Annotated in this window: 15 protein-coding genes; 1 reads left to right on the top strand and 14 read right to left on the bottom strand. The window is 45.0% G+C overall.

The genetic code is table 11. From position 1 onward, the window contains the following. Nucleotides 1-208 precede the first annotated feature (208 nt). From dnaE to ACAW68_04110, 6 genes are all read right to left on the bottom strand, one after another. Nucleotides 209-3,586: a DNA polymerase III subunit alpha gene (dnaE, locus tag ACAW68_04135; GenBank protein ID XGA16756.1), complete on the bottom strand. Its 3,378-nt coding sequence runs from the start codon at nucleotides 3,584-3,586 to the stop codon at nucleotides 209-211. Nucleotides 3,587-3,706: 120 nt separating this feature from the next. Then, nucleotides 3,707-3,907 (bottom strand): YjzD family protein, encoded by a 201-nt coding sequence (locus ACAW68_04130; GenBank protein ID XGA16755.1) that lies wholly within the window; start codon nucleotides 3,905-3,907, stop codon nucleotides 3,707-3,709. Nucleotides 3,908-4,006: 99 nt separating this feature from the next. Beyond that, nucleotides 4,007-4,504 carry a dihydrofolate reductase gene (locus ACAW68_04125; protein XGA16754.1) on the bottom strand — a complete coding sequence of 166 codons (498 nt, stop codon included), beginning with the start codon at nucleotides 4,502-4,504 and terminating at the stop codon, nucleotides 4,007-4,009. 6 nt (nucleotides 4,505-4,510) lie between these two features. Continuing rightward, complete coding sequence (locus ACAW68_04120; GenBank protein XGA16753.1) at nucleotides 4,511-6,400, bottom strand: ABC-F family ATP-binding cassette domain-containing protein; 1,890 nt, start codon at nucleotides 6,398-6,400, stop codon at nucleotides 4,511-4,513. Further along, on the bottom strand, nucleotides 6,400-7,620 hold the full coding sequence (locus tag ACAW68_04115) for a CCA tRNA nucleotidyltransferase (protein XGA16752.1): 1,221 nt from the start codon (nucleotides 7,618-7,620) through the stop codon (nucleotides 6,400-6,402). The genes ACAW68_04120 and ACAW68_04115 overlap by 1 nt, the downstream gene beginning before the upstream one ends. 107 nt (nucleotides 7,621-7,727) lie before the next feature. After that, nucleotides 7,728-8,867: an acyltransferase gene (locus ACAW68_04110; GenBank protein XGA16751.1), complete on the bottom strand. Its 1,140-nt coding sequence runs from the start codon at nucleotides 8,865-8,867 to the stop codon at nucleotides 7,728-7,730. A 606-nt stretch (nucleotides 8,868-9,473) separates the two neighbouring features. Here ACAW68_04110 and ACAW68_04105 point away from each other — a divergent pair. Continuing rightward, complete coding sequence (locus ACAW68_04105) at nucleotides 9,474-10,550, top strand: type I restriction endonuclease (protein ID XGA16750.1); 1,077 nt, start codon at nucleotides 9,474-9,476, stop codon at nucleotides 10,548-10,550. 108 nt (nucleotides 10,551-10,658) lie between these two features. On the opposite strand, the gene glmS is transcribed toward ACAW68_04105, so the two are convergent. From glmS to ACAW68_04065, 8 genes are all read right to left on the bottom strand, one after another. Beyond that, nucleotides 10,659-12,476: a glutamine--fructose-6-phosphate transaminase (isomerizing) gene (gene glmS, locus ACAW68_04100; protein ID XGA16749.1), complete on the bottom strand. Its 1,818-nt coding sequence runs from the start codon at nucleotides 12,474-12,476 to the stop codon at nucleotides 10,659-10,661. Nucleotides 12,477-12,943: 467 nt separating this feature from the next. Next, nucleotides 12,944-14,161, bottom strand: a complete 1,218-nt coding sequence (locus ACAW68_04095; protein ID XGA16748.1) for an ammonium transporter — start codon at nucleotides 14,159-14,161, stop codon at nucleotides 12,944-12,946. 186 nt (nucleotides 14,162-14,347) lie between these two features. Continuing rightward, nucleotides 14,348-14,905, bottom strand: a complete 558-nt coding sequence (frr, locus tag ACAW68_04090; GenBank protein XGA16747.1) for a ribosome recycling factor — start codon at nucleotides 14,903-14,905, stop codon at nucleotides 14,348-14,350. Nucleotide 14,906: 1 nt separating this feature from the next. Further along, nucleotides 14,907-15,629, bottom strand: coding sequence for a UMP kinase (gene pyrH / locus ACAW68_04085; protein XGA16746.1), 723 nt, complete (start codon nucleotides 15,627-15,629; stop codon nucleotides 14,907-14,909). A gap of 24 nt (nucleotides 15,630-15,653) precedes the next feature. Further along, nucleotides 15,654-16,532, bottom strand: a complete 879-nt coding sequence (tsf, locus tag ACAW68_04080; GenBank protein XGA16745.1) for a translation elongation factor Ts — start codon at nucleotides 16,530-16,532, stop codon at nucleotides 15,654-15,656. Nucleotides 16,533-16,713: 181 nt separating this feature from the next. Then, nucleotides 16,714-17,562, bottom strand: coding sequence for a CHAP domain-containing protein (locus ACAW68_04075; GenBank protein XGA16744.1), 849 nt, complete (start codon nucleotides 17,560-17,562; stop codon nucleotides 16,714-16,716). Between the two features lie 327 nt (nucleotides 17,563-17,889). Further along, nucleotides 17,890-18,453 carry a hypothetical protein gene (locus ACAW68_04070; GenBank protein ID XGA16743.1) on the bottom strand — a complete coding sequence of 188 codons (564 nt, stop codon included), beginning with the start codon at nucleotides 18,451-18,453 and terminating at the stop codon, nucleotides 17,890-17,892. 165 nt (nucleotides 18,454-18,618) lie between these two features. Then, entirely contained in the window at nucleotides 18,619-22,245 is a 3,627-nt protein-coding gene (locus tag ACAW68_04065) for a glycosyl hydrolase 53 family protein (protein ID XGA16742.1), read from the bottom strand. Nucleotides 22,246-22,382 lie beyond the last annotated feature (137 nt).

Genomic DNA, 22,382 nt, shown 5'->3' with positions numbered 1-22,382 from the left:
AACAACCGCCGATGGGGATTCGAACCCGCAGCGTGTCATTCGTGCTTTATCCATCCGGATAGTTATTGTTTATTGTAACGCATTCACACCCATTTTTAATAGTTATTCGTATTACAAGCATAAGTCATTTATTCTTCCTGCAGTTAATCTGAGAAAAATAAAAAGCGAGTTCTCATAATTTGGAACTCGCTTCATTAAAAACAATCATTTAATCTGCCTGGAAAACAACATTGTTAGCGCCCAAAACTTCTTGTAGCGCCTTCATTGTGGCATCCCCAGCCGATAACCAATTACGTTGACCCAACGCCAACTTCTTACCATCAGCTTCGTATACCGCCAGCACCGGATTATTACCATGATGCGACATCACAACGGCATTCAACGCATCAAGCGCACCAGCCGCCTGGGCTGCTGCCGTGATACGCAAATACCAGCGTCCAGTACCCGGTTCAGTTGCCGTCACTTGCTCGGTTTGATTCTCAAAACGCTTAATAAACTGGCTTGCTTCAACAATCGTGTTCGCGACAATCTGAATATCATCACGACCGCGTTGCTGCTCGACCTTACCCGTCACTACCAAAACCTTTTCAGGTACTAACAATGGCGCAACGCGTTGGAAGAGTTGTGGGAATAGCGTAATTGAAATTGATCCTGACAAGTCCATACCATCAACAAACGCCATTTGATCGCCCTTCTTGGTACGAATCTTTTTGACGTTCTCAACATAAATGACAACCGTCGCCTGGTTCATTCCCACTGCCAATGACGAAATATCAGTATGGCTGTTATCAGGAATCGCTGACAAGTATGGCTCAATTGGGTGTCCACTGAGATAGACACCCAGATAATCACGCTCGTAACCCAACTTTTCGGCCGGTGTAAAGTCTTCAATTTCACGAACCTTTGGCGTCAATGAAGCAAACAACGACATTGACTCACCCGCCAATCCAATCGCATCAATGAAACCTTGTAACGACGCTAGGATTGACTTGCGATTGAAACCAAATTCATCAAGTGCGCCAGCATAAACGAGTGGCTCAAGTTGTTCAACCTTGCGATACTTGCTCTCTAGGCGCCCAATCAGGTTACCCAAATCCTTGTAAGCCCCGTTTTCTTGGCGTTCCTTCAAGATTGATTCACGGAAATCACGACGCATTCCGGCAATCGAGGCCAACCCCATCTGAAGTTCACCCTGCTTATTCATTGAATAACCTTGCCATGAGTGATTGATACTTGGTCCCAGCAGCTTAACGCCAGAGGCTTTCGCTTCAGCAATATATGCACCGACCTTTTTCTTATCGGCGATGGCATCATTCAAAACAGCCTTGTAGAACGCAGCTGGGTAATGTGCCTTGATATAAGCCAACTGGAACGCTAGCTTTGAATACGCCACCGCGTGCGAACGATTAAATCCGTACTCGGCAAACGTTTCGATATAGCCAAATACTTGTTCAGCAACCTTTTCGTCATGACCATTTGCCACCGCACCAGCGATAAAGTCTGTCTTCATTGCTGCAATCTTAGCACCGTCTTTTTTCGACATCGCACGACGTAGCAAATCGGCGCCACCTAGTGAGAAGCCTGCAAATTGTTGTGCAACACGCATAACTTGCTCTTGATAAACAATAACGCCATAGGTTGGCGCTAGAATATCCGCCATACTTCGATCTGGCACGTCTTGCTTTTCTTGTCCATGCTTACGAGCCACGAAATGTGGAATGTTTTGCATTGGACCCGGACGGAACAGCGCATTGGCCGCCACGATATCTTCAAAGCTATCTGGTTGCAGCTGACGCAAGATGTTCTTCATACCCGCTGATTCGAATTGGAACACGCCATTCGTCATACCGTGACGGAACAAACGTAGCGTTGCATCATCATTCAGGTTGATGTTCGCAATATTAAAGTTGGCCCCATCTTCTGTTTTCTGAATTTCACGTAACGCGATATCCAAAATGTTCAAATTGGAAAGTGCCAAGAAATCCATCTTCAACAATCCAAGCGCTTCAACGGGTTCCTTTGGTAATTGCGTCACCAAACGCCCATCTTCGCCCAACTGAACCGGCATTGTTTGGACTAGCGGATCAGCTGAAAGGACGACACCGGCTGCGTGCAGTGATGAATTACGTGGCAATCCTTCCAACTTACGCGCTGTTTGATACAACAATTCACCATCGACCGGCAAATCAATCAACGCATTACGGAAAGGCTGTGATGATTCATACGCTGCTTCCAAATTGGCCGCATCACGTGGCATCGACTTAGACAGTGCATCAATTTGTGTCGGATTTAAGCCAAACACACGCGCAACGTCACGGATAACGGCACGTTGCGCCATGGTTGAAAACGTAATAATCTGAGCAACCCGTTCATGACCGTACTTCTCGTGCAAATATGATAGGACTTCTTCACGACGATTATCAGGAATATCAATATCGATATCGGGCATTTGGGCACGTTCTGGATTCAAGAAACGCTCAAACAGCAAATCGTACGCAATTGGATCAACATCTGTAATCCATAACGTGTATGCCACTAGTGAACCTGCGGCTGATCCACGTCCCGGACCAGTTCGGATAGCGCTTTTGTGTGCAAAATTAAGCACATCCCAGACAATTAGGAAATAATCCGCAAATCCTAATTCAACAATAACATCCAATTCATGGGCCAAACGTTCTTGATAAGCCGTTTCATCAACCGACAAACCATGCAAACGATTCTTTAACCCAGTTGTTGCTAATTCACGTAAATAGTCAGCTGACGTTTGACCATTCGGCGTTTCAAACGGCGGCAAGGTTACCTTTGACTTCACTAGTTCAAACTCACTGTGCTCAGCAATCCAATCGGTATTCGCAACCGCATCCCCCAAACCACGCGCCACAAATTCAGCCGTCCACTCATCAGCAGATTCCAAATAAGCTGTGGCGGGTTCACGTTGCGCCTGAGCGACATTCGCAATAACTTCACCTTGACCAATCTTACGAATTACCTGTGCCGCAAATTGATCCTGTGGGTCCGCGTAGTCAACTTCTGTCAATGCTAGCAAACGGGCACCAGTGTTCTCTGACAATTGGCGTAATTGTGCGATCAATTCGTCACGCATCCCCGTTGATACACCCAAAAAGACATGGTTCGCATCGCTTACCGCACTGATACTTTGCACCATATCCATTGCACGGTCTGGTTCGGCGCCCAAAATAACTGGCAACTCGCCGACACTCGGCAACACAATATATAATCCAGCCAAATAAGCCGTCAACATATCGAACGTCACAACATCCGAAGTCGTCTTCAACAAGCTACTAATAGCCAACAGGTTGTGATAACCGGTTTGATTCTCAACCAGCAACACAATCGGATAATGTTGTGAAGTCGCCAACCCCTGAATTGTAATCGTTAATCCTAAAATCGGCTTGATATCAGCTGACTTGGCAGCACGGTAAAAATTGTCCATGCCATACAAGACGTCATTGTCCGTCATCGCAACGGCGGTGTACCCCTTAGCTTTTGCTGAGGCCACAAGTTGACTTGGCATCATGGGACTTTGTAACAAACTGAATGCTGTTTTTGTTTGTAGTGGTACCATATCTGCCCCTTCCTGAACGTCATCGTTCAAATTCGTTTTAACTTAATTTCATTATAGCGATAACCCGAAAAAAAGACCACCTGCAGAACGGATGGTCTTTTAGAGTCGTGTGTACAACTATTAATCTTCCGCCTTGGCCGCATCCTTAGGAGCAGCAGACTTTGAGATAGCTGAAAATGCAACCGTACCGATTACACCAATCACCATCGCAAACAATGACGTAGTAGTTGCGTTGTATGAAGTTCCTTCAAGGGCACTACCGATGTAACCGATAATTTCGCCCAAGATGAACGTCCAGAAGAAAGTTACGACGTACTTCATTTTTCTACCTCTTAGCCTCTTTCGGCCAAAATGATTTTACCTGAACAGTTTACGCCTATTTTTGAAAAAAGTCACATGTTAATTGCTACTGTAACAAAATTAACGGCGCGTGTACTTCACAATACGCCAATCGTATTGATTGTCGTCATTGGCTGGACCAGAAGCAATTTCCTCGCCAAGCCAAATCGTCTTATCAACGGGCGCCATTAAAACGTCACCCATAAAATCAGTATCCAAGTAAGTAACGTACAAGATGTCGGCCACCGGCAAGTAGCTGTCGTAAATCGCCTTGCCACCGATAACGGCCAACTTCATGTCGTTTTCGTCAGCAATTCGCTCAGCTTCGTCCATACTGTAAACTTTATCGAAACCAGCTGGCACTTCCAAATTCTCGTCGTGTGTCAACACCATGTTAATGCGTTCCGGCAATGCACGTCCACCAAAACTTAGCATGGTGTTACGTCCCATCAACGCCACTTGGTGAATCGTTTGTTCCTTAAAGAACTTCATGTCGGCCTTTTGGCGCCATGGAATTGACCCATTCAACGCAATTGTCCCATTGTTAGTTTGTGCCCAGATCAAAATCTTTTCAGCCATTATCGCTTACCCCTCTACGCGTTCTGATAGCTCTTCCCAGCGCATCATCTTATCTTCGAGCGCTTGGTTTGTTTCATCTAATTGTGTTTGCAACTCGCTTAACTTACCAAAATCAGCCCCATTTTCGACCATATCGGCCTCAATTTGGCTAATCTTCCCCTCAAGTTCAGCAATGTCGTCTTCGATTGTGTCCCACTCTTTTTGTTCGGCCCACGTCAACTTCTTTTTCTTCGGCGTCTCAGCGACCGGCTTCTTTTCAACAGCTGGCTTAGCAGGCTTTTGAGCATCCGTCGTCGGTGCACCAAATTCCGCCAAGTAATCGCTGAACATCCCACGGTAACGGGTAATTTGACCGGCACCGCGGAAAATAATCAATTGGTCAGCAACCTTGTCCAAGAAGTAACGGTCGTGGGAAACGGTAATAACCGTACCAGCGAATGAACGCAAATAATCTTCCAAAACCGTCAACGTGCCGATATCCAAGTCGTTAGTTGGCTCGTCCAAAAGCAACACGTTTGGTTGTTGAATCAACAACTTCAACAAGTACAAACGACGCTTCTCGCCACCTGAAAGTTGACGAATCAACGTACCGTGCATGAAGCTTGGGAACAAGAATTGCTCCAACAGTTCAGCAGCAGACACAACGTTACCATCACGATCAGTCACTTCTTCAGCAACTTCAGAAAGGTATGCCAGCATGCGCTTGTCCTCAGGAATTGGTTCTGTGACTTGTGTGTAGTAAGCCATCTTAACCGTCTCACCGATTTCAATCACACCAGAATCTAGTTGTTGTACACCTGCAATCGCATTCAACAACGTTGACTTTCCGGTTCCGTTTGGACCGGTAATTCCAATGCGTTGGTTCGCTTGAATCAATTCATTGAAATCATCCAAAATCACACGACCATCAAAGGCCAAGCTAGCATGTTCAATGTTGATAACCTTCTTACCCAAACGTTGTTGACCCATATTCACTTCAACGTCGCCTTCAACTTGGCGGGTTCCTTGTTGCTCTGCCAAGTCAGCAAAGGCATTTTCACGGGCCTTTTGCTTCGTAGAACGGGCCTTCGCACCCGTACGCATCCAAGCCAATTCCTTCTTGTAAAGTTGGGCAGACTTGTGTTCAGCAACCGCTTCAGCCTCAACACGTTCAGCCTTAGACGTCACATACTTCTCGTAGTTACCAATGTATTCGTACAACTTACCAAATGACATTTCAAAAATGCGGTTCGTCACGATATCCAAGAAGTAACGATCGTGGGTAACCGTCATCACAGCACCCTTGTAATCAGACAAATACTTTTCCAACCACTCGATTGAATCAAAATCCAAGTGGTTGGTTGGCTCGTCCAAAAGCAACAAGTCAGGCGCTTGAATCAACACTTGGGCCAATCCAACACGCTTACGTTGTCCACCAGACAAAGCTGACACCGGCAAATCCAAGTTAGGCAAGTGCAATTGCGTCAAAATCGTCTTCACTTCAGACTCAGCTACCCAAGCATCTTCTTGCGTCATTTGTTGTTCCAACTTCGTGTAACGGTTCAACAATTTCTCGTCAGTTGGGTTAGCTGAATAAGCTTCCAAAGCCGCTTCGTAATCACGAATCAATTGGAACACTGGTTGCGCACCAGCAAAGATAGCTTCCATCACCTTCTTGTCACCGTCTAGTGGTGGCTCTTGTTGCAAATAACCAATCGTGTAGTCATTTGGCGTATCGATTGAGCCACTGTCAGCTGGGTTCAAACCAGAAATGGCGTTCAGCAAAGTTGTCTTACCAGTTCCATTCACACCAACAATCCCGACACGGTCGCCCGTTTCAATCAAAAAAGATACTTGGTCAAGTAGTGTTTTCTCACCATAAACACTCTTTAAATCAGTCGCGCGTAGTTGCTTCATTACTTATTCGTCTCTTTCTCTACCATCTTTTGTGCTTCAGCTTGCAACACAGCATGGTTGTTTGCCAAATCACCAGCAACGACCTTACGTTCAAGGGTTGCCAAAATCTTGCCAAACAATGGTCCTGGCTTAAGGCCCATGCCCTTAGTCAAATCACCACCATTAAAGGCCAATTCGTTCTTCGTCTTAATCTTCAAGTCAGCATAGCGACTTTCAAGCTTTGGCACATCAACCACTAGCTCACTCAAAGTTGCAACACGAAGTGCGTTGTCGATTGCTGCCCCAGTCTCGTACAAATCCCAGGCTTCAACATCACCTAAGCGTAACTTGTTCAACAACTTGATTGATGCCTTGATGGTCTTCACCATGTCATTTGAATGCTTCCACTTCTTCAAGAACATACCTGCATCTTCAGGTGTCAAACCAAGTTCGAAGGCCAACAACGTCCAGGCCTCTTCATCGTTGGCTGGTTGTTGATCAGCCAACAAGTCCGCATAGCCAATCAAATCAATGTCGACCGTTTCAAGACCGGGCATGTACTTGTTCAACGTCGTGGCAATCATTTCTAGCAAACCATAACGTGCTGCCTTACCTTGAAGGAGCTTCGTGAATTCGACATTCGTACGCTCAATCGCAATGTTGGCCAACAAGTGTGCGTTATCCTTAACAGCTTGTAGCGTCCTCTCTTCAATCTTGAAGTCCAATTGCGCCGCAAAGCGAACCGCACGCATCATGCGCAACGCATCTTCGTGGAAACGTTCTTCCGCTTCGCCAACCGCACGCAAGATATGATTGTCCATGTCTGACAAGCCGTCAAACATATCAATAATTTCGCCGTCCTTCGTCAACGCAAAGGCATTCACCGTGAAATCCCGACGCTTCAAGTCTTCTTCTAGTGAACGGACGAACGTTACTTCGTCAGGACGACGGAAATCCGTGTACGTTGATTCCGTTCGGAACGTCGTCGTCTCATAACCTTGGCCGTGATCCAAAATCATCACTGTGCCATGTTCAATACCAGTATCAACTGTACGATCAAACAAAGCCTTTACTTCTTCAGGATAGGCAGAAGTCGCAATATCAACGTCGTGGATTGGCTTGCCCAACAAAGTGTCACGCACTGATCCACCAACGAAGTACGCTTCAAAACCGGCTGCTTCGATTGTTTCAAGAATTGGTAGCGCCGCCACGAATTCGGCGGGCATCTTTTCTAACTTCATTTCAAAGGTCCTCCTTGGACTTACTCGTCCCTTAAGTATACCAGGAAATGGCCGTTCGTACGGCATTAAATTAAAGCAACCCACATTTTAAAAGAATGAACATTCATTTATGAACGCCGTGGTGACTTGCCCGCTAAAACGCTGAGCTTCGGCGTGCGATACAGCATACCAGAGAGAAAGTATGTGAACCCGAAGACCACCAGCAAACTTACTGGTACTGTTACCAATAGCAGCCATGAATCCACCGACAGATGTGAGAGTAACGCACTTAGAATAGTCAAAATGACAGTTTGACTCAGATACATACCAAACGAAATTTTTGACCCAAATGATACTGCATCCACTACCCACTTTGGCAGCTCATTGTTTTCGCGTACTTGGGCATACTTCATACCGAGTGTCATCGCCCATGCAATGACAACCACCGCATAGAATAAGACAAACGGTTGATGCACGTTTTGTGCTTGATCAATTGTGCGATCCAAAACATTTCGATTAATGCCAAACACAGCAATTGTTAAGGCACCCAGCACCCCCACGGCCACCGTTAATTGACGGCGATACATCATTAGCTTCGACATCACTTGATGATAGTGAATAGCCACGTAGCCACCTAGTACAAAATAGAATTGATACGTGAAGAAATTGTAGCCGTACTCTCTAAACCACCATAGCCAGTGCGACGTATCTACGTTTGGAATAACATATTTGATAACCGTCAACGTGATTAGTTGCAAAATCAGCGAAACTACAAGTAATCGCTCGTGATTAAATCGCTTAAATAACCATCGCAACGCCGGAAAAACTAGATAGAACTGTAGCGTCACGATCACGTAGTACATGTAGAAGTCATCCCCATACAACCAGTTCTTTGTTAATGTACGCCAGAATTCGGTAGCCGTCGCATTTTGAATCGCCGCTTGAATACTGGTATAAATCAAAATCCAAAGCAGGTACGCCCAGATAATCCCGAAGAACCGCTTCCGCCAGAACCGCCAAATATCCAGTTTCTTAGCGTAATAGTTCAAAAAGATGACTAACCCAGACACGAACATAAAGCCCAACCGACTGAAGTGTAGCGTCATGTGCGTCGCAAATAAATACTGTGAAGCAAATGTATCATTTGGAATTGCTTCATTAATTTTCGTCGTCACGTGCGTCGCAATCACGCTGAAAATAAACAACACGCGCAATAGGTCCACCTCATAGAGATAGTTTCTTGGTTTCTCTGCATTCTCACTTGGCATAAGCGCCTCCTCAATATCACTTTGCTTGCTATGGTAGTGAACGCGACTTAAACCAGACTTGAACATAGAAAAATTCTAAGAAAACCGGTCCCAGCATAGCGACAATAAAAGCTATCGACTTGTGGATTTTTTGTCACTTTATTTTTCTGTCCATTAAATTCAAACGGGATAAGTATGCTTCACCTGACTAATTACACGGGTTGTTCATGTCACTCCACAGGAAATGCGGATTAAAACTCTCGCCCACTCGCACTTTCCATTACAATTCGCGCTTCCTTTACGTTCATTTCAAATTTCCCTGCTAGCCTATAATATTATTATTCAATTTGTACGCCGGCTAAAATAGGTTCTCATCACAACTGGCTGATGAACAGAAATTCAAGTCACATGAAATAGCTAAGTTTATGTTTGGTAAATTGGTGAAATCGAGAGACTTTCTTAACTCGCTACCGCCATTCCAGAAAAAAGCAATAACTTGTTGGACTTTATTGGTTTTCAAGTCTTGCCACCTCATTTTAGGACAATGGCAAAAGCGATTATCTCAAAATAATCAACACGTCCAAACGTGAATGACGCTAAAAGCTTCGGAATATTAGGGGTTATAAAATGGAAAAGCAAGAGTTCGCTTCAAAAATGAAGCAATTTTCATCTCGTATTGAACAATTTGGGGGAACTATTACAAACGAAGAACAGACAAAAAACTCGTTGATCCTGCCATTTTTCTCTGCTTTGGGATATGACGTATTTAATCCGCTTGAATTCATTCCAGAATTTACTGCTGATGTTTCGGGTGTTAAAAAAGGTGAACGAGTAGACTTCGCCATTAAACTTGATGGCCAAGTAGCGATTCTCGTTGAGGCAAAAGAGTTGAATGCTTCCCTTGATAAGCACACTACTCAAACCAATCGCTATTTCAACGTTGTAGATGCAAAATTCGCAATCATTACAAACGGTCGTGAGTACCGTTTCTACACCGATTTAGAAAAAGAAAATATCATGGATGAAAAGCCGTTCTTGACCATCGATATGACTGACTTGAAGGACGCTCAGATTAACGAATTATTTAAGTTCGTTAAAGAGAACTTTGATTCAGAAAACATCACAAGCACAGCCTCAGACTTGAAGTACGTTAGTCAAATCAAAGCATTTTTCACACATGCCATTGAATCACCAAACGATGACTTTGTGAGGCTTGTTCTTGACGAAATTGGTTACGACGGTGTCAAGCGTCAAAATGTTATCGACGAATTTAAGCCAATGGTGTCACGCGCCGTTCAGTCATTAATCAGCGAACGCGTAAACGACCGCTTATCAAGCGCACTTAACTCCACAAAGGTTTCTAATGATGAAGAGATTGTCGTTACTACCGAAGATTCTTCGATTGAAAAATCAGATAATCAAATAGTCACTACTGAAGACGAACTTGAAGCATACACAATCACCAAGCTAATTCTTAGCAAGATCATTCCATCTAACCGAGTGTTTTACCGAGATAATACGACGTACTTTAACATCCTAATTGACGATAATAATCGTCGCTGGGTACTCCGCGCATACTTTAACTCTTCACGTTCATGGATTGTGCTAAAAGACAAAGAGAATACACAAATCGAATTTAATCAGCCAATTGATATTTACTCACACGCTGACCAAATTATTGAAGCTGCAAAAGAATTCGCTTAAATTCACAAACATACGCACAACAACAACTTAACAAGACATTAATGCCAAATAAAACACCGTTGTAATCGAGCTCACAGACTCGATTACAACGGTGTTTTTTGTTTTTCCTTATTGCACAGTCACTGACTTAGCCAAGTTACGTGGACGATCCACGTCTAGGCCACGGCCCAATGATGTGTAGTAGGCCAACAATTGTGTGGGCACAACTGATAGCAATGGTGACAACAATTCGTTGACGTTTGGCAAGATGAAGTCATCACCTTCCTTAGCCAATTCTTCAGTCACAATTGTGTAAGCGCGTGAACCACGTGCTTGTGTTTCAGCCAAGTTTCCACGAACCAAGCCCGCCGTCTTTGATTGCGTAATCAACGCAATCACTGGCGTACCTTCTTCGATCAAAGCCAAAGTACCGTGCTTCAACTCACCAGCGGCGAATCCTTCAGCTTGTACGTATGAGATTTCCTTCAACTTCAAAGCAGCTTCCAATGAAACCGTTGAATCAACCCCACGACCGATGAAGAATGCGTTACGTGACTCAACCAACATCTCGTTGGCAACGCGTTGCAACGTTTCCTTATCGTCGACGATTCCTTGGATACCAACAGCAATCTTTGACAAGTCTTGCTCCAAGTTGAAGCCAAGCGCATCGCGGTCAGCGACTGCGTATGCCAAGATAGCTTGCAAACCAACTTGGGCAACGTAAGCCTTCGTTGAAGCAACGGCAATTTCAGGTCCTGCCAACAATGGCAAAGCGTACGTTGCTTCACGCCACAACGTTGACTTTTCAACGTTCGTCAACGTCAATGACTTAAAGCCTTGTTCGTTAACGTTTTGCAAAACTTCACGTGAGTCAGCCGTTTCACCTGATTGCGTCAAGAAGATAAAGAATGGCTTCTCTGACAACAATGGTTGCTCATAAGCAAATTCAGATGACAAGTGCACTTCCGTTGGAATACCTGCCCATTGTTCGAACAAACGCTTTCCGACCAAACCAGCGTGGTATGACGTACCAGCAGCAACGATGTACAAACGATCAGCAGCCTTGATGTCATCCAAGATGGCTTGACCGACGTGTACACCACCTTCGCTATCCAAGTACTTTTCAATCAAGTGGCGGATAACGATCGGTTGCTCGTCAATTTCCTTCAACATATAGAATGGGTAAGTTCCCTTATCCGTCTCTGATGCGTCAATGTCCAAGTGGAATGGCTCACGTGACGTTTCAACACCATCTGCACCGAACAAACGAACGTTATCAGGATCGATGATGGCAATTTCACCATCGTGCAATTCGATAAAGTCGTGCGTTTGGTCCAACATCGCAACCGCGTCAGACGTTACAACGTTAAAGTCTTCACCAACCCCAATTAGCAAAGGTGACTTTTGCTTTGCAACATACATACGATCTGGCTCGTTGCGGTCCATCAACAAGAATCCGTAAGCTGAGTTAACATCCAACAAGCTAATCAACTTCTTCAAAGCATCGAATGTTGTCATGCCTTCATCAACAAACTTACCAATCAGTTGCACGGCCACTTCAGTATCAGTATCTGAGTGGAACGTCACATCTGACAAGTACTCTTGCTTCAACTCAAGGTAGTTTTCGATAACCCCGTTGTGCACCAAGTAGAAACGGCCGTCTGCAGATAGGTGTGGGTGTGCGTTGTTAATTGATGGCACACCGTGAGTTGCCCAACGAGTGTGTGCGATACCACTTGTACCCGTCACGTTCTTCGTATCAACCAATGCTTCAAGCTGCGCAACACGACCCTTTTCCTTAACCAATTGGTCGGTTCCCAAAGCTTGGTCAGCCACGAAGATACCAGCTGAATCGTAACCACGGTATTCAAGCTTTTCCAACCCCTTCAACAAGATTGGTGCTGATTGGTAGTTCAAACCAGTAAATCCAACAATTCCGCAAAACATATATATTTCCCCCTAATGCACTTTCATAAACCAAGTGGTATACCACTTAGAGTTTTCATTGCGTTTTAATACAAAGACTATTATTGCACAAACAAAAGCATAATCAACTGGAAATCGGACATTTGTGAATTAATTGGTATAAATTGGTATAGGTGTAACTATACAAAATTTAGCGAATCGTAAAACGTTTTAGAATTCATACCATTACCGACATGCACAGAAAAACGCCGAGTCACTTGCGTGATTCGGCGTTTCAAATTTAGCGACTTAACGCTTCTTAGACTTCTTTACGGGGCGATAGTCCGGATCCATCTTCTGATACTCACGGACGGCGCGATCAATTTTCTTATTCAATACATTCATTCCAAACATACTGTTACCCCCTTTTGTTCTTTGACATTGTAAAGGAAACCTTTACAAATCTGTAATATTAATTTACTCCTAATATCGAACAATGTCAACAGTCATTAGCGTGTTGTTTGGATTTGCGTCACAATTGTTTCACCGTGTTGCCACAAATCAAGTCCAGTTGCCTCGGCCTTCTCATTCACACGCAATGGCGTTATCACGGCAACTGCTTTCGCAATTACCCAAGTCATGACAACCGACAAGATGATTGTCAGCACAATTGCTGCTACCTGAATGCCGAACAAATGCCAGCCACCAGCCAACAAACCGGCTTGTCCTGATAATGCCTTAGTTGCAAAAATACCAGTAAACAAACCACCAGCGACACCGCCAACACCGTGCAAGCCAAAGGCATCCAGTGTGTCATCATATCCCATTCGGTACTTAATGACCGTGGTTGCGACGTACACAATCAACGCGACGATACCACCTGTGATCGCCGCACCGACCGGTTCGATGAACCCAGCACCTGGCGTTATCGCCACCAGTCCTGCAATACCACCGGATACGGCGCCAGAAACCTTAACCTGCTTAAACACCAACAAATCGAACATCACCCATGTTAGCATCGCCGTTGCGGCCGCAATACTTGTGTTCAAGAAGGCCAAGATTGCCACGCCATCGGCTGCCAATGCTGAACCCGAGTTGAATCCAAACCAACCGAACCACAACAGGCCACCACCAATAACGATTGAAAGCATGTTATGCGCAGTTAATTGCGTAACGTGCTGACGCTTACCAATCAACAATGCCAAAACCAATCCTGAAACACCCGATGAAATGTGAACCACATCTCCTCCAGCAAAATCAATGGCACCCATTTGAGCTAGCAAGCCACCACCCCAAACCATGTGAGCCAATGGTACATATACCAACATCATCCAGCCAATCAAGAACAATACAAACGCTTTGAAGTTCATACGTCCCACAACCGCACCAGCAATGATTGCCATCGTAATCATTGGAAACATCCCCTGGAACAAGGCAAACGCACCATCAGGAATTGATAGGCCACGCGTACTTTGTGTCATCGAGACACCGTTCAAAAAGGCATGTTTTAGATCTCCAATAATTGGCCCGTTACCGCTAAACGTCAATGAATAGCCAACCGTGAACCACAACACACCCCCAATGGCGATGGCAATCAAAACCATAGCCAGTGTGTTAACCGTTGATCTAACGTCCGAAAATCCACCGTAAAACAACGCAAGGCCTGGCACCATTAACCAAACTAACGCTGAACTCATTAATACCCATGCTATATCCGATCCGCTCATGTTATCACCCTCCGTCTTTCTAATCGTTCCTTAACTTTACGATTAGTATAGGCGCCATTTTGATAATCGGAACGAACCTTGTCAGGAATCCTTACATATTGTGGTATAGGCCAAAATCCCCTGTATACACAAAAAGACTAGGTCCATTCAGACCTAGTCTTTTGTTGAATTGTTAAATACCTAGAATTAGATAGTCAACAATTCCTTTTCCTTTTCAGCAGCGATGCTGTCGATGTTCTTCACCGCAGCGTCAGTTGCCTTTTGGATGTCATCTTCAAGCTTACGAGCTTCGTCTTCTGACATGTCACCGTTCTTCAATGCCTTCTTGGCATCGTCCATGGCGTCACGACGAACGTTACGAACCGCAACCTTAGCCTTTTCAGACTCACCCTTAACTTCCTTAGCCAATGACTTACGAGTCTCCTCAGTCAAGGCAGGAATTACCAAACGGATTACAGATCCGTCGTTGGCAGGCGTCAATCCTAGGTCAGAAGCAAAGATAGCTTGCTCAATGTCCTTCAAGATTGACTTGTCAAATGGTGTAATCAACAAAACGCGGGCTTCAGGCACCGTAATTGATGCCAATTGGTTCAATGGTGTTTCTGCACCATAGTACTCAGCCGTAACGTTACGCAAGATTGATGGGTTTGCAACACCCGCACGGATGTTACCTAGCTCACGACGCAAAACGTCAGCAGCCTTACCCATACGCTCATTTGCTGAATCAAGAATTGGGTTTGCCATGTTACTTTACCTCCACGGTCGTTCCGATATTCTCGCCTAATACAACACGCTTGATGTTACCAGCCGTGTTCATGTTAAAGATTACCAAATTGATGTCGTTATCCATAGACAACGTTGAGGCCGTTGAGTCCATGACCTTAAGTTCCTTCTCAATGATGTCCTTGTGAGTCAAAGTCTCATACATCGTTGCATCAGGATTCTTACGTGGGTCATCGCTGTACACACCGTCAACACCGTTCTTAGCCATCAAGATAGCTTCGGCGTTGATTTCAGCGGCACGCAAAGCAGCCGTTGTATCAGTTGAGAAGTATGGTGAACCAGTTCCGGCACCAAAAATCACAACGCGTCCCTTTTCCAAGTGACGAACAGCCTTACGACGTACGTAAGGTTCAGCCACTTGTCGCATCTCGATAGCAGTTTGTACACGTGTAGGAACGTTGTGTGACTCCAAAGCATCTTGCAATGCCAAGGCGTTCATCGTCGTTCCCAACATACCAACGTAATCAGCTTGGGCACGTTCCATGCCTAGCTTAGCGCCAGCTTCTCCACGCCACAAGTTACCACCGCCGACAACGATAGCAATTTCAACGCCAAGGTCGTATACGTCCTTAATTTCTGCCGCAATACTGTTGACAGTTTCAGGATCGATTCCATAGCCGCGTTCACCAGCCAAAGCCTCACCTGACAACTTCAAAAGTACGCGCTTGTACTTTACGTCTGCCATTTTTTTAGTAGCCTCAGTTCCGGATTAACCGATTTGTGCGGCAACTTCAGCAGCAAAGTCAACGTTAGCCTTTTCCATACCTTCACCAACTTCGTAGCGAACGAATGAAACAACCTTGCCACCCTTTGACTCAACAAACTTAGCAACAGTTTCCTTACCGTCACCCTTAACGAATGGTTGGTCAACCAATGAGATGTCAGCCAAGAACTTGTTCAAACGACCTTCAACCATCTTTTCCTTGATGTTGTCAGGCTTTCCTTGCAAGTCTTCTGAGTTCATTTGAACTTCCTTCTCGTGTGCCAAGACATCAGCAGGAACTTCTTCGCGTGATACGTATTGTGGTGCAATGGCTGCAACGTGCATAGCAACGTCCTTAGCAGTCTCTGCATCAGCACCGTCCAACAATACTACAGATGAGATACGTCCACCCATGTGTGAGTAAGTTCCGAACTCTTGTCCTTCAACCTTTTCAACGATTTGGAAGCGACGCAAAGTGATCTTCTCACCAGTAACTTGCGTCGTGCGGATGATCATTTCGTTCAACGTAGCGTCTTCAGAAACTTGCAAAGCCAATGCAGCTTCTACATCAGCTGGCTTGAATTCAACGATTGCGTTTGCAACAGCGTGCAACAAGTCGTTAAACTCAGCGTTACCAGCAACGAAGTCAGTTTGTGAGTTCAATTCGATGATTGCAGCAGCGTTGTCCTTAACGGCAACGAAAGTCATACCTTCGGCAGCAACGGCGTCAGCCTTCTTAGCAGCCTTAGCCATTCCCTTTTCGCGCAATACGTCGATTGCCTTGTCCATGTCACCGTCAGTCTCAACCAACGCCTTCTTGGCGTCCATCATTCCGACACCAGTCTTTTCACGCAATTCCTTAACTTGTGAAGCAGTAATAGCCATTGTTATGGTCTCCTTGTAAATGCTAAATCTTTATCTATAAAAGTATACATGATTTCTTAGGTTATATCTAGTATACCGACATAGAACTTTCAAAATTAAAGATGCCCAATCACATCTTCTACTTACAATACGAAAAAAGAGCTACATCTGCAAGCAGACATAACTCCATTAGTTCTTAATATTAGTGGATGAACAAGACACCAGCTGGTGAAATCGTGCGTGATGACACAACGTATTCACCTTGTGCGTTCATTTCTGAAATCGTCACCATACCACCGTTAACACCCGTCACAACGGCAACGTGTCCGTATGATGAGGCACCGGCTACGCCTGGCATGAAGACAGCAACTGATCCAACAGTTGGGTTTGAGTCTACCAAACGGCCTGCAGCGGCTGCGCTGGCTGCCCATTGGTTAGCGTTTCCCCAGAAGTTACCAACCCATGGCAACGTGTTCTTTACGTACCACGTGCATTGACCAGCGTAGTATGAGTTACCGGCAACTGCAGTCGTATCCGTGTTGTAGCTTGGTGCTTGTGATACCGGTGCTTCTGAAACAGCTTCTGAGGCCACTGGTGCTTGTGCAACAACTGACTCTTCAGCAGGTGCTACTTCAGCAACAGGTGCAACTGATTCTGCAACTTCTTCAGCGGCTACTGGTGCAACCGTAGCTTCTGACGCTACAACTGCGCCTGACGTCAACTTGATTTCTTGATCAACTACGATGAAGTTCGCATCTGAGATATCGTTTGCGGCAGCAATTTCTTCAGTCGTCAAATCCGTTGCTGATGCAATCGTTGACAAAGTGTCACCCTCTTGCACAATGTAAGTCTCACCGGCAGATTGTACGGCCACCTTAACATCATCAACCGTCTTCGCGCGCCATGATGACGTTGGTTGTGCTGACTCGTCGGCTGAAACAGCCGTCGTCATAACCATTGGTACGATTGCAACTGCGGCTGCAACAACCGTCGCTGTGACCCAGTTCTTACCTGACTTGTACATCTTCTTGTGTGAATTAGCGTTTTGCATGATTAACTCCCTTTGATTGTCGCTCGTGTAAAGCGTCTCTTCTCTTGTTTTTCTTAAATCGTATTTCGTTGTCGCCTGAACAACAGATATAAGCTTATCGAGCGCACGTAACACTCATATAACAGCTATAAAACAAGTTGTAATTCACACAATATTCACAAACTAAAATAGGCCGAAACCTTGACAACTAGGGTTTCGGCCTATTTTAACTAATTCACAACTTCACATTTGATTCATGATTAAAAGTTTCTTTTTAGCGATTTTCGTTACTTTATCCAACGTAATATGACAAAATGTTACACATTTTTCAGAAAATAACACAAAATACTACTTAAATTCACCCGTCACGTCGTCCAATTGTGTGACTTGGTTAGTCGTTGCATCGTAGTGGTACATCCCCGCCGTACTCGTCACTTGTGGGTCAGCCGGATTATCTTCACGAGATTCAATTTGATAAACCGAACCAGTGTTTGATGTAATGTAGAACGTTACACCATGACGTAGTGAACCGTGATCACGTGCATAAGCAGCAACCGCATCAACTGCACGTTCAGAATCACTAACTGGCGCTGGCGTTACAGACTCAGCTGTGACAGACGTGGCTGCTGGTTGCGCAACTGGTGCCACTTCAGTTTGTGATGTTGCTTCACTGACAACCGGTGCCGATGACGCAACTGAAGAACTGACAGATGATGAACTACTTGATGAAACAGATGAGCTGCTTGAAGACTCACGACTTGATGATGACTTTACAACCTTTGAGTTAGACTTCGCCTGCTTAGCTTCCTGCGTTGTTGTATCGCGACCATCAGCCACATTCCACGCCATCGCACCACCAAACCCTAGCAGGAATACTAGTGCGACAATTCCAATTGCCTTTACGCCTTTCATCGATTTATCCCCCGTTTAATCTTATTTGTTGTCATAATCATAACATACGTTACAGCAATGTAACAATGATGTTTATAAGACTTTTCATGAACGGATTTTTGAATTTTAACCACACAAAAAAGGCAGTAACCCTGACACAGGTTACCACCTTAAAAAACATATTCATTAACGCAAGTAGAATGTTCCGTTGTCACCAAAGTTGTACGTCTTGCCATCAATAACTTGACGTCCTTGAACCGCACGACCGTCAGCACCAACGTAATACTTCATGCCCCAAGCAGTTTCCCACTTGTTGTTTTGGCGAACACCCTTTTCGAACCAGTAATAAGCACCCATGTAGTAACGGAAGCCTGTAAACTTTGATCCATTATCGAACCAGTACCAGTGGCCATCTGTGTCTTGCAAGTAACCTGAAGCGTTTCCCTTCAAGTTAAATGTACCATTCGTGCCAAAGTCATATGCCTTACCATCGATTGCATGCACACCTTGTGTTGCGCGACCGTCAGCACCGACATAGTACTTCATACCCCAAGCAGTTTCCCACTTGTTGTTTTGGCGAACACCCTTTTCGAACCAGTAGTAAGCACCCATGTAGTAACGGAAGCCTGTGTACTTCGATCCATTATCGAACCAGTACCAGTGGCCATCTGTGTCTTGCAAGTAACCTGAAGCGTTCCCCTTCAAGTTAAACGTGCCATTCGTGCCAAAGTCATACGCCTTACCATCGATTGCATGTACACCTTGCACCGCACGACCATCCGCACCGACATAGTACTTCATGCCCCAAGCAGTTTCCCACTTGTTGTTTTGGCGAACACCCTTGTTAAACCAGTAGTAAGCACCCATGTAGTAACGGAAGCCCGTAAACTTCTTACCGTTTTCAAACCAGTACCACTTACCATCGTTAGCTTGCAAGTAGCCCGTCTTCGCATTTCCCGTTGGTTGCGCTTCAGTCAACTTAACCGTCACTGTCTTCAAGCCTTCAGTATCAGCCTTGCCGGTATATTGACCTGAAAGATAACCTTCAACATCACCTGATGGAACCGTGACCGTTTGATCAAGAACCGTTGAACCATAATGGGTAGCTAGCACTTCGCCAGATTCGCCATGAACAAAATTAACACGTGTCGTTTGGACTTTTTGTTCGCTTGCAGCATCCTTGTAGAACTTCAAAGATTGCAATGCATAACCACGGTCATCGAACAACGTGTTGTTATCCCATGACGTTCCGCCCCATGCAGGCTTACCGTTGTAGTACATCTTCTCATCAGGGAAGTAACCAAGCGCACCCGATGATGCCCAACCAGTACCGTACTTTTCAGCAGCATCCTTGTTGGCTTGCCAGTTATTCCACCCCGCCTTAACCGGAACCCAAGCTGGTTCCCAGTAGAATGCACCAAGTCCGTTCGGTTGGCTCATCATCGTCTTGTACAAGTCAGACAATTCATCGACTTGACCTTGTGGGCCAACGCCGTATGCCTTTGTGTTTTGCCAATCTGATTGCTCATCACCGATTGAGTTAGGCGTACCATCAGCATCTTGCAATGAGTTTACCCATGCCGTCTCCATAACAGCAAACAACTTACCGTACTTCTCGCCAGCCATTTTTTGAACAGCCGTCAACGTCTCTGGCGTATTTGCTTTTGCTGAGACCGACCAGTATGGATAGTATGAAGATCCTAAAACATCGTAATCAACATTATTAGCTTTTAGGACACTCATAATATCATCATACTTATTCATTTCAGGCGTTTCGATGTGCACTGTAATCAATGCATTTGGCGCAGTCTTGCGAACGGCCTTTGACCCTGCGTTCAAAAGAGCGGTTAGGTTCTTACTCTTGTTCGCGTCGTCCCAGACACCAGAGTAAGACTCACCCTTGTCGCGGTTAGTCGTAATTCCCATCATACCATTGGTAATTTCGTTACCAATTTGAACCATACCAACATTCACACCAGCATCTGTGAACTTCTTCACCGTGTCAGATGTGTAGTTGTAAACATCTTGTTCCAATTGCGCTTGAGAATGGTTCTTCCAAGCCTTTGGCAAAATTTGTTGTGCCGGATCCGCCCAGAAGTCTGAGTAGTGGAAATCAAGCAACACCTTCATACCGTATTGCTTAGCTTCCTTAGCGATTTTCAACTCATGTGCCACATCAGAAGCACCACCACCATATGTTTGCCCCTTGTCATTGTATGGATTATTCCAAATACGCAAACGGATGTAGTTCACACCTGATTCGGCCAAAATCTTCATCAAAGGAGCTTCATTGCCATCATAGTCGTAATACTTTACGCCAGCTTCTTTCAAAGCCTCGTATGAAGAAACATCCACACCACGAATCGTATCAGATGTCATGTTTGGCACCTTGTTGATTGTAACTTGTTGTTGCTTCAAGCCAGTGTCCTCACCCGTTTGGAAAGGATCAGACTTTACATTGCTCGTTGTATCTTCCGTCGGCGTATCACTAGTGTTTGATTCATCAGCAATTTGCTTAAACGTCGTCAATGATTGGAGTGGCTTACCCATGTCATCGAAAAGCGCTTGGTTGTCTTGTGAACCAGCTCCCCAATACTGAGCAGCACCATCAACATAACCATCAGCATATTGCGTTGCCCAACCTGTACCAAACTTGTCCGCATTATCACGGTTAATTTGCCAAGCTGGATTACTGTTTCCAGGTTTCGTTGCAATCCAGACAGCGTCACCATAGAAAACACCAGCGCCTGAATTGTTGTCCGCCGTCGCAACAGTGCTAAACAACTGTTGCAAGTACGTCGCTTGCCCTTGCGGACTCACTGTACCAACGCCTGAACTTAGGATATCGCTAGCAGTCGTCCCATTGTTTTGTCCATCCGAATCTTGATCAGTAAATGGATACGTTACTGAGGCAATTGAGAACTTCTTGTGATAGTTGTTAACAATTTCATCCTTAGCGTCCTTGACGTCACTCAACTTATCCCATGCTGGGTAGATAACTGCAGCCATGGTATCGTAATCAACCTTGCCTTGTTGCAAATTCCAAGCAATCGTTGACCACCAAGAACCTGAAGGCTTTGCGAAAGACAAAGCAATATTTGCCTTTGGTGCCTTTTCACGAATCGTCGCTGTCGCAGCACTCAACAATTGCGTAATGGTAGCCCAATCAGTTTGAGACAAGAAATTTTGGCCCATCTCATTTCCAACCGTAACCATATCGGGCGTTACACCGGCACTTGCCAATTGCGCTAGTGAATCAGCAGTATAGTTCTTCACCTTTGCCGTCAAACCATCAGCGTCCGTTGGCCAACCCTTAGGCAACTTTTGGTTATTATTTGATGTCATTGCATCTGAGTACAAGAAATCAATATTTACCTTCAAGCCGGCTGCCTTTGCCAACTTAGCCGTCGCAATCGCGTTCGTTAACGTTGGATTTCCTGCACCATAAGTGTGTCCCTTATCATCTGAAGGGTCTACCGCAACCTTCAAATTAATATAATTAACACCGCTGTCAGACAATAATTTCATCAATCCTGCGCCATCAACACGCTTACCATCGAAATCGAAGTACTGAACACCAGCCTTTGACTCAGCTTGATAAGATGTTAAATCTACACCACGAATTGTATCCTTTGTAACTGTAGTAACTTTTCCAACAGTCGCCGCTTGCTTACTTGCACCAGTATCAGTACCGTTAGCATAAGCATCAGAAATAGAATCTGCATGCACCAAAGCAACATTGGCTGGAGCTGCCACTAACGACAACATTAGGGTTGCTGTCATTAGACCGGCAACAATATTGCGCTTACCCATCAATAAATCTCCCATATCCTTTTTCAAAACAACTAAAAATCTCAGCAGTTTTTATGACAATAGTAAGTTTACCACATTGAGAGTAATGCACACCTTTTGTACTAATTATCGTATTTTTAAAAAATGAATATTCCAAA

The sequence above is a fragment of the Weissella confusa genome (assembly GCA_041871065.1).
GTDB lineage: Bacteria > Bacillota > Bacilli > Lactobacillales > Lactobacillaceae > Weissella > Weissella confusa_A.
Note: the sequence above shows the minus strand (reverse complement) of the source record. Positions and strands in the feature narration are given on the sequence as shown.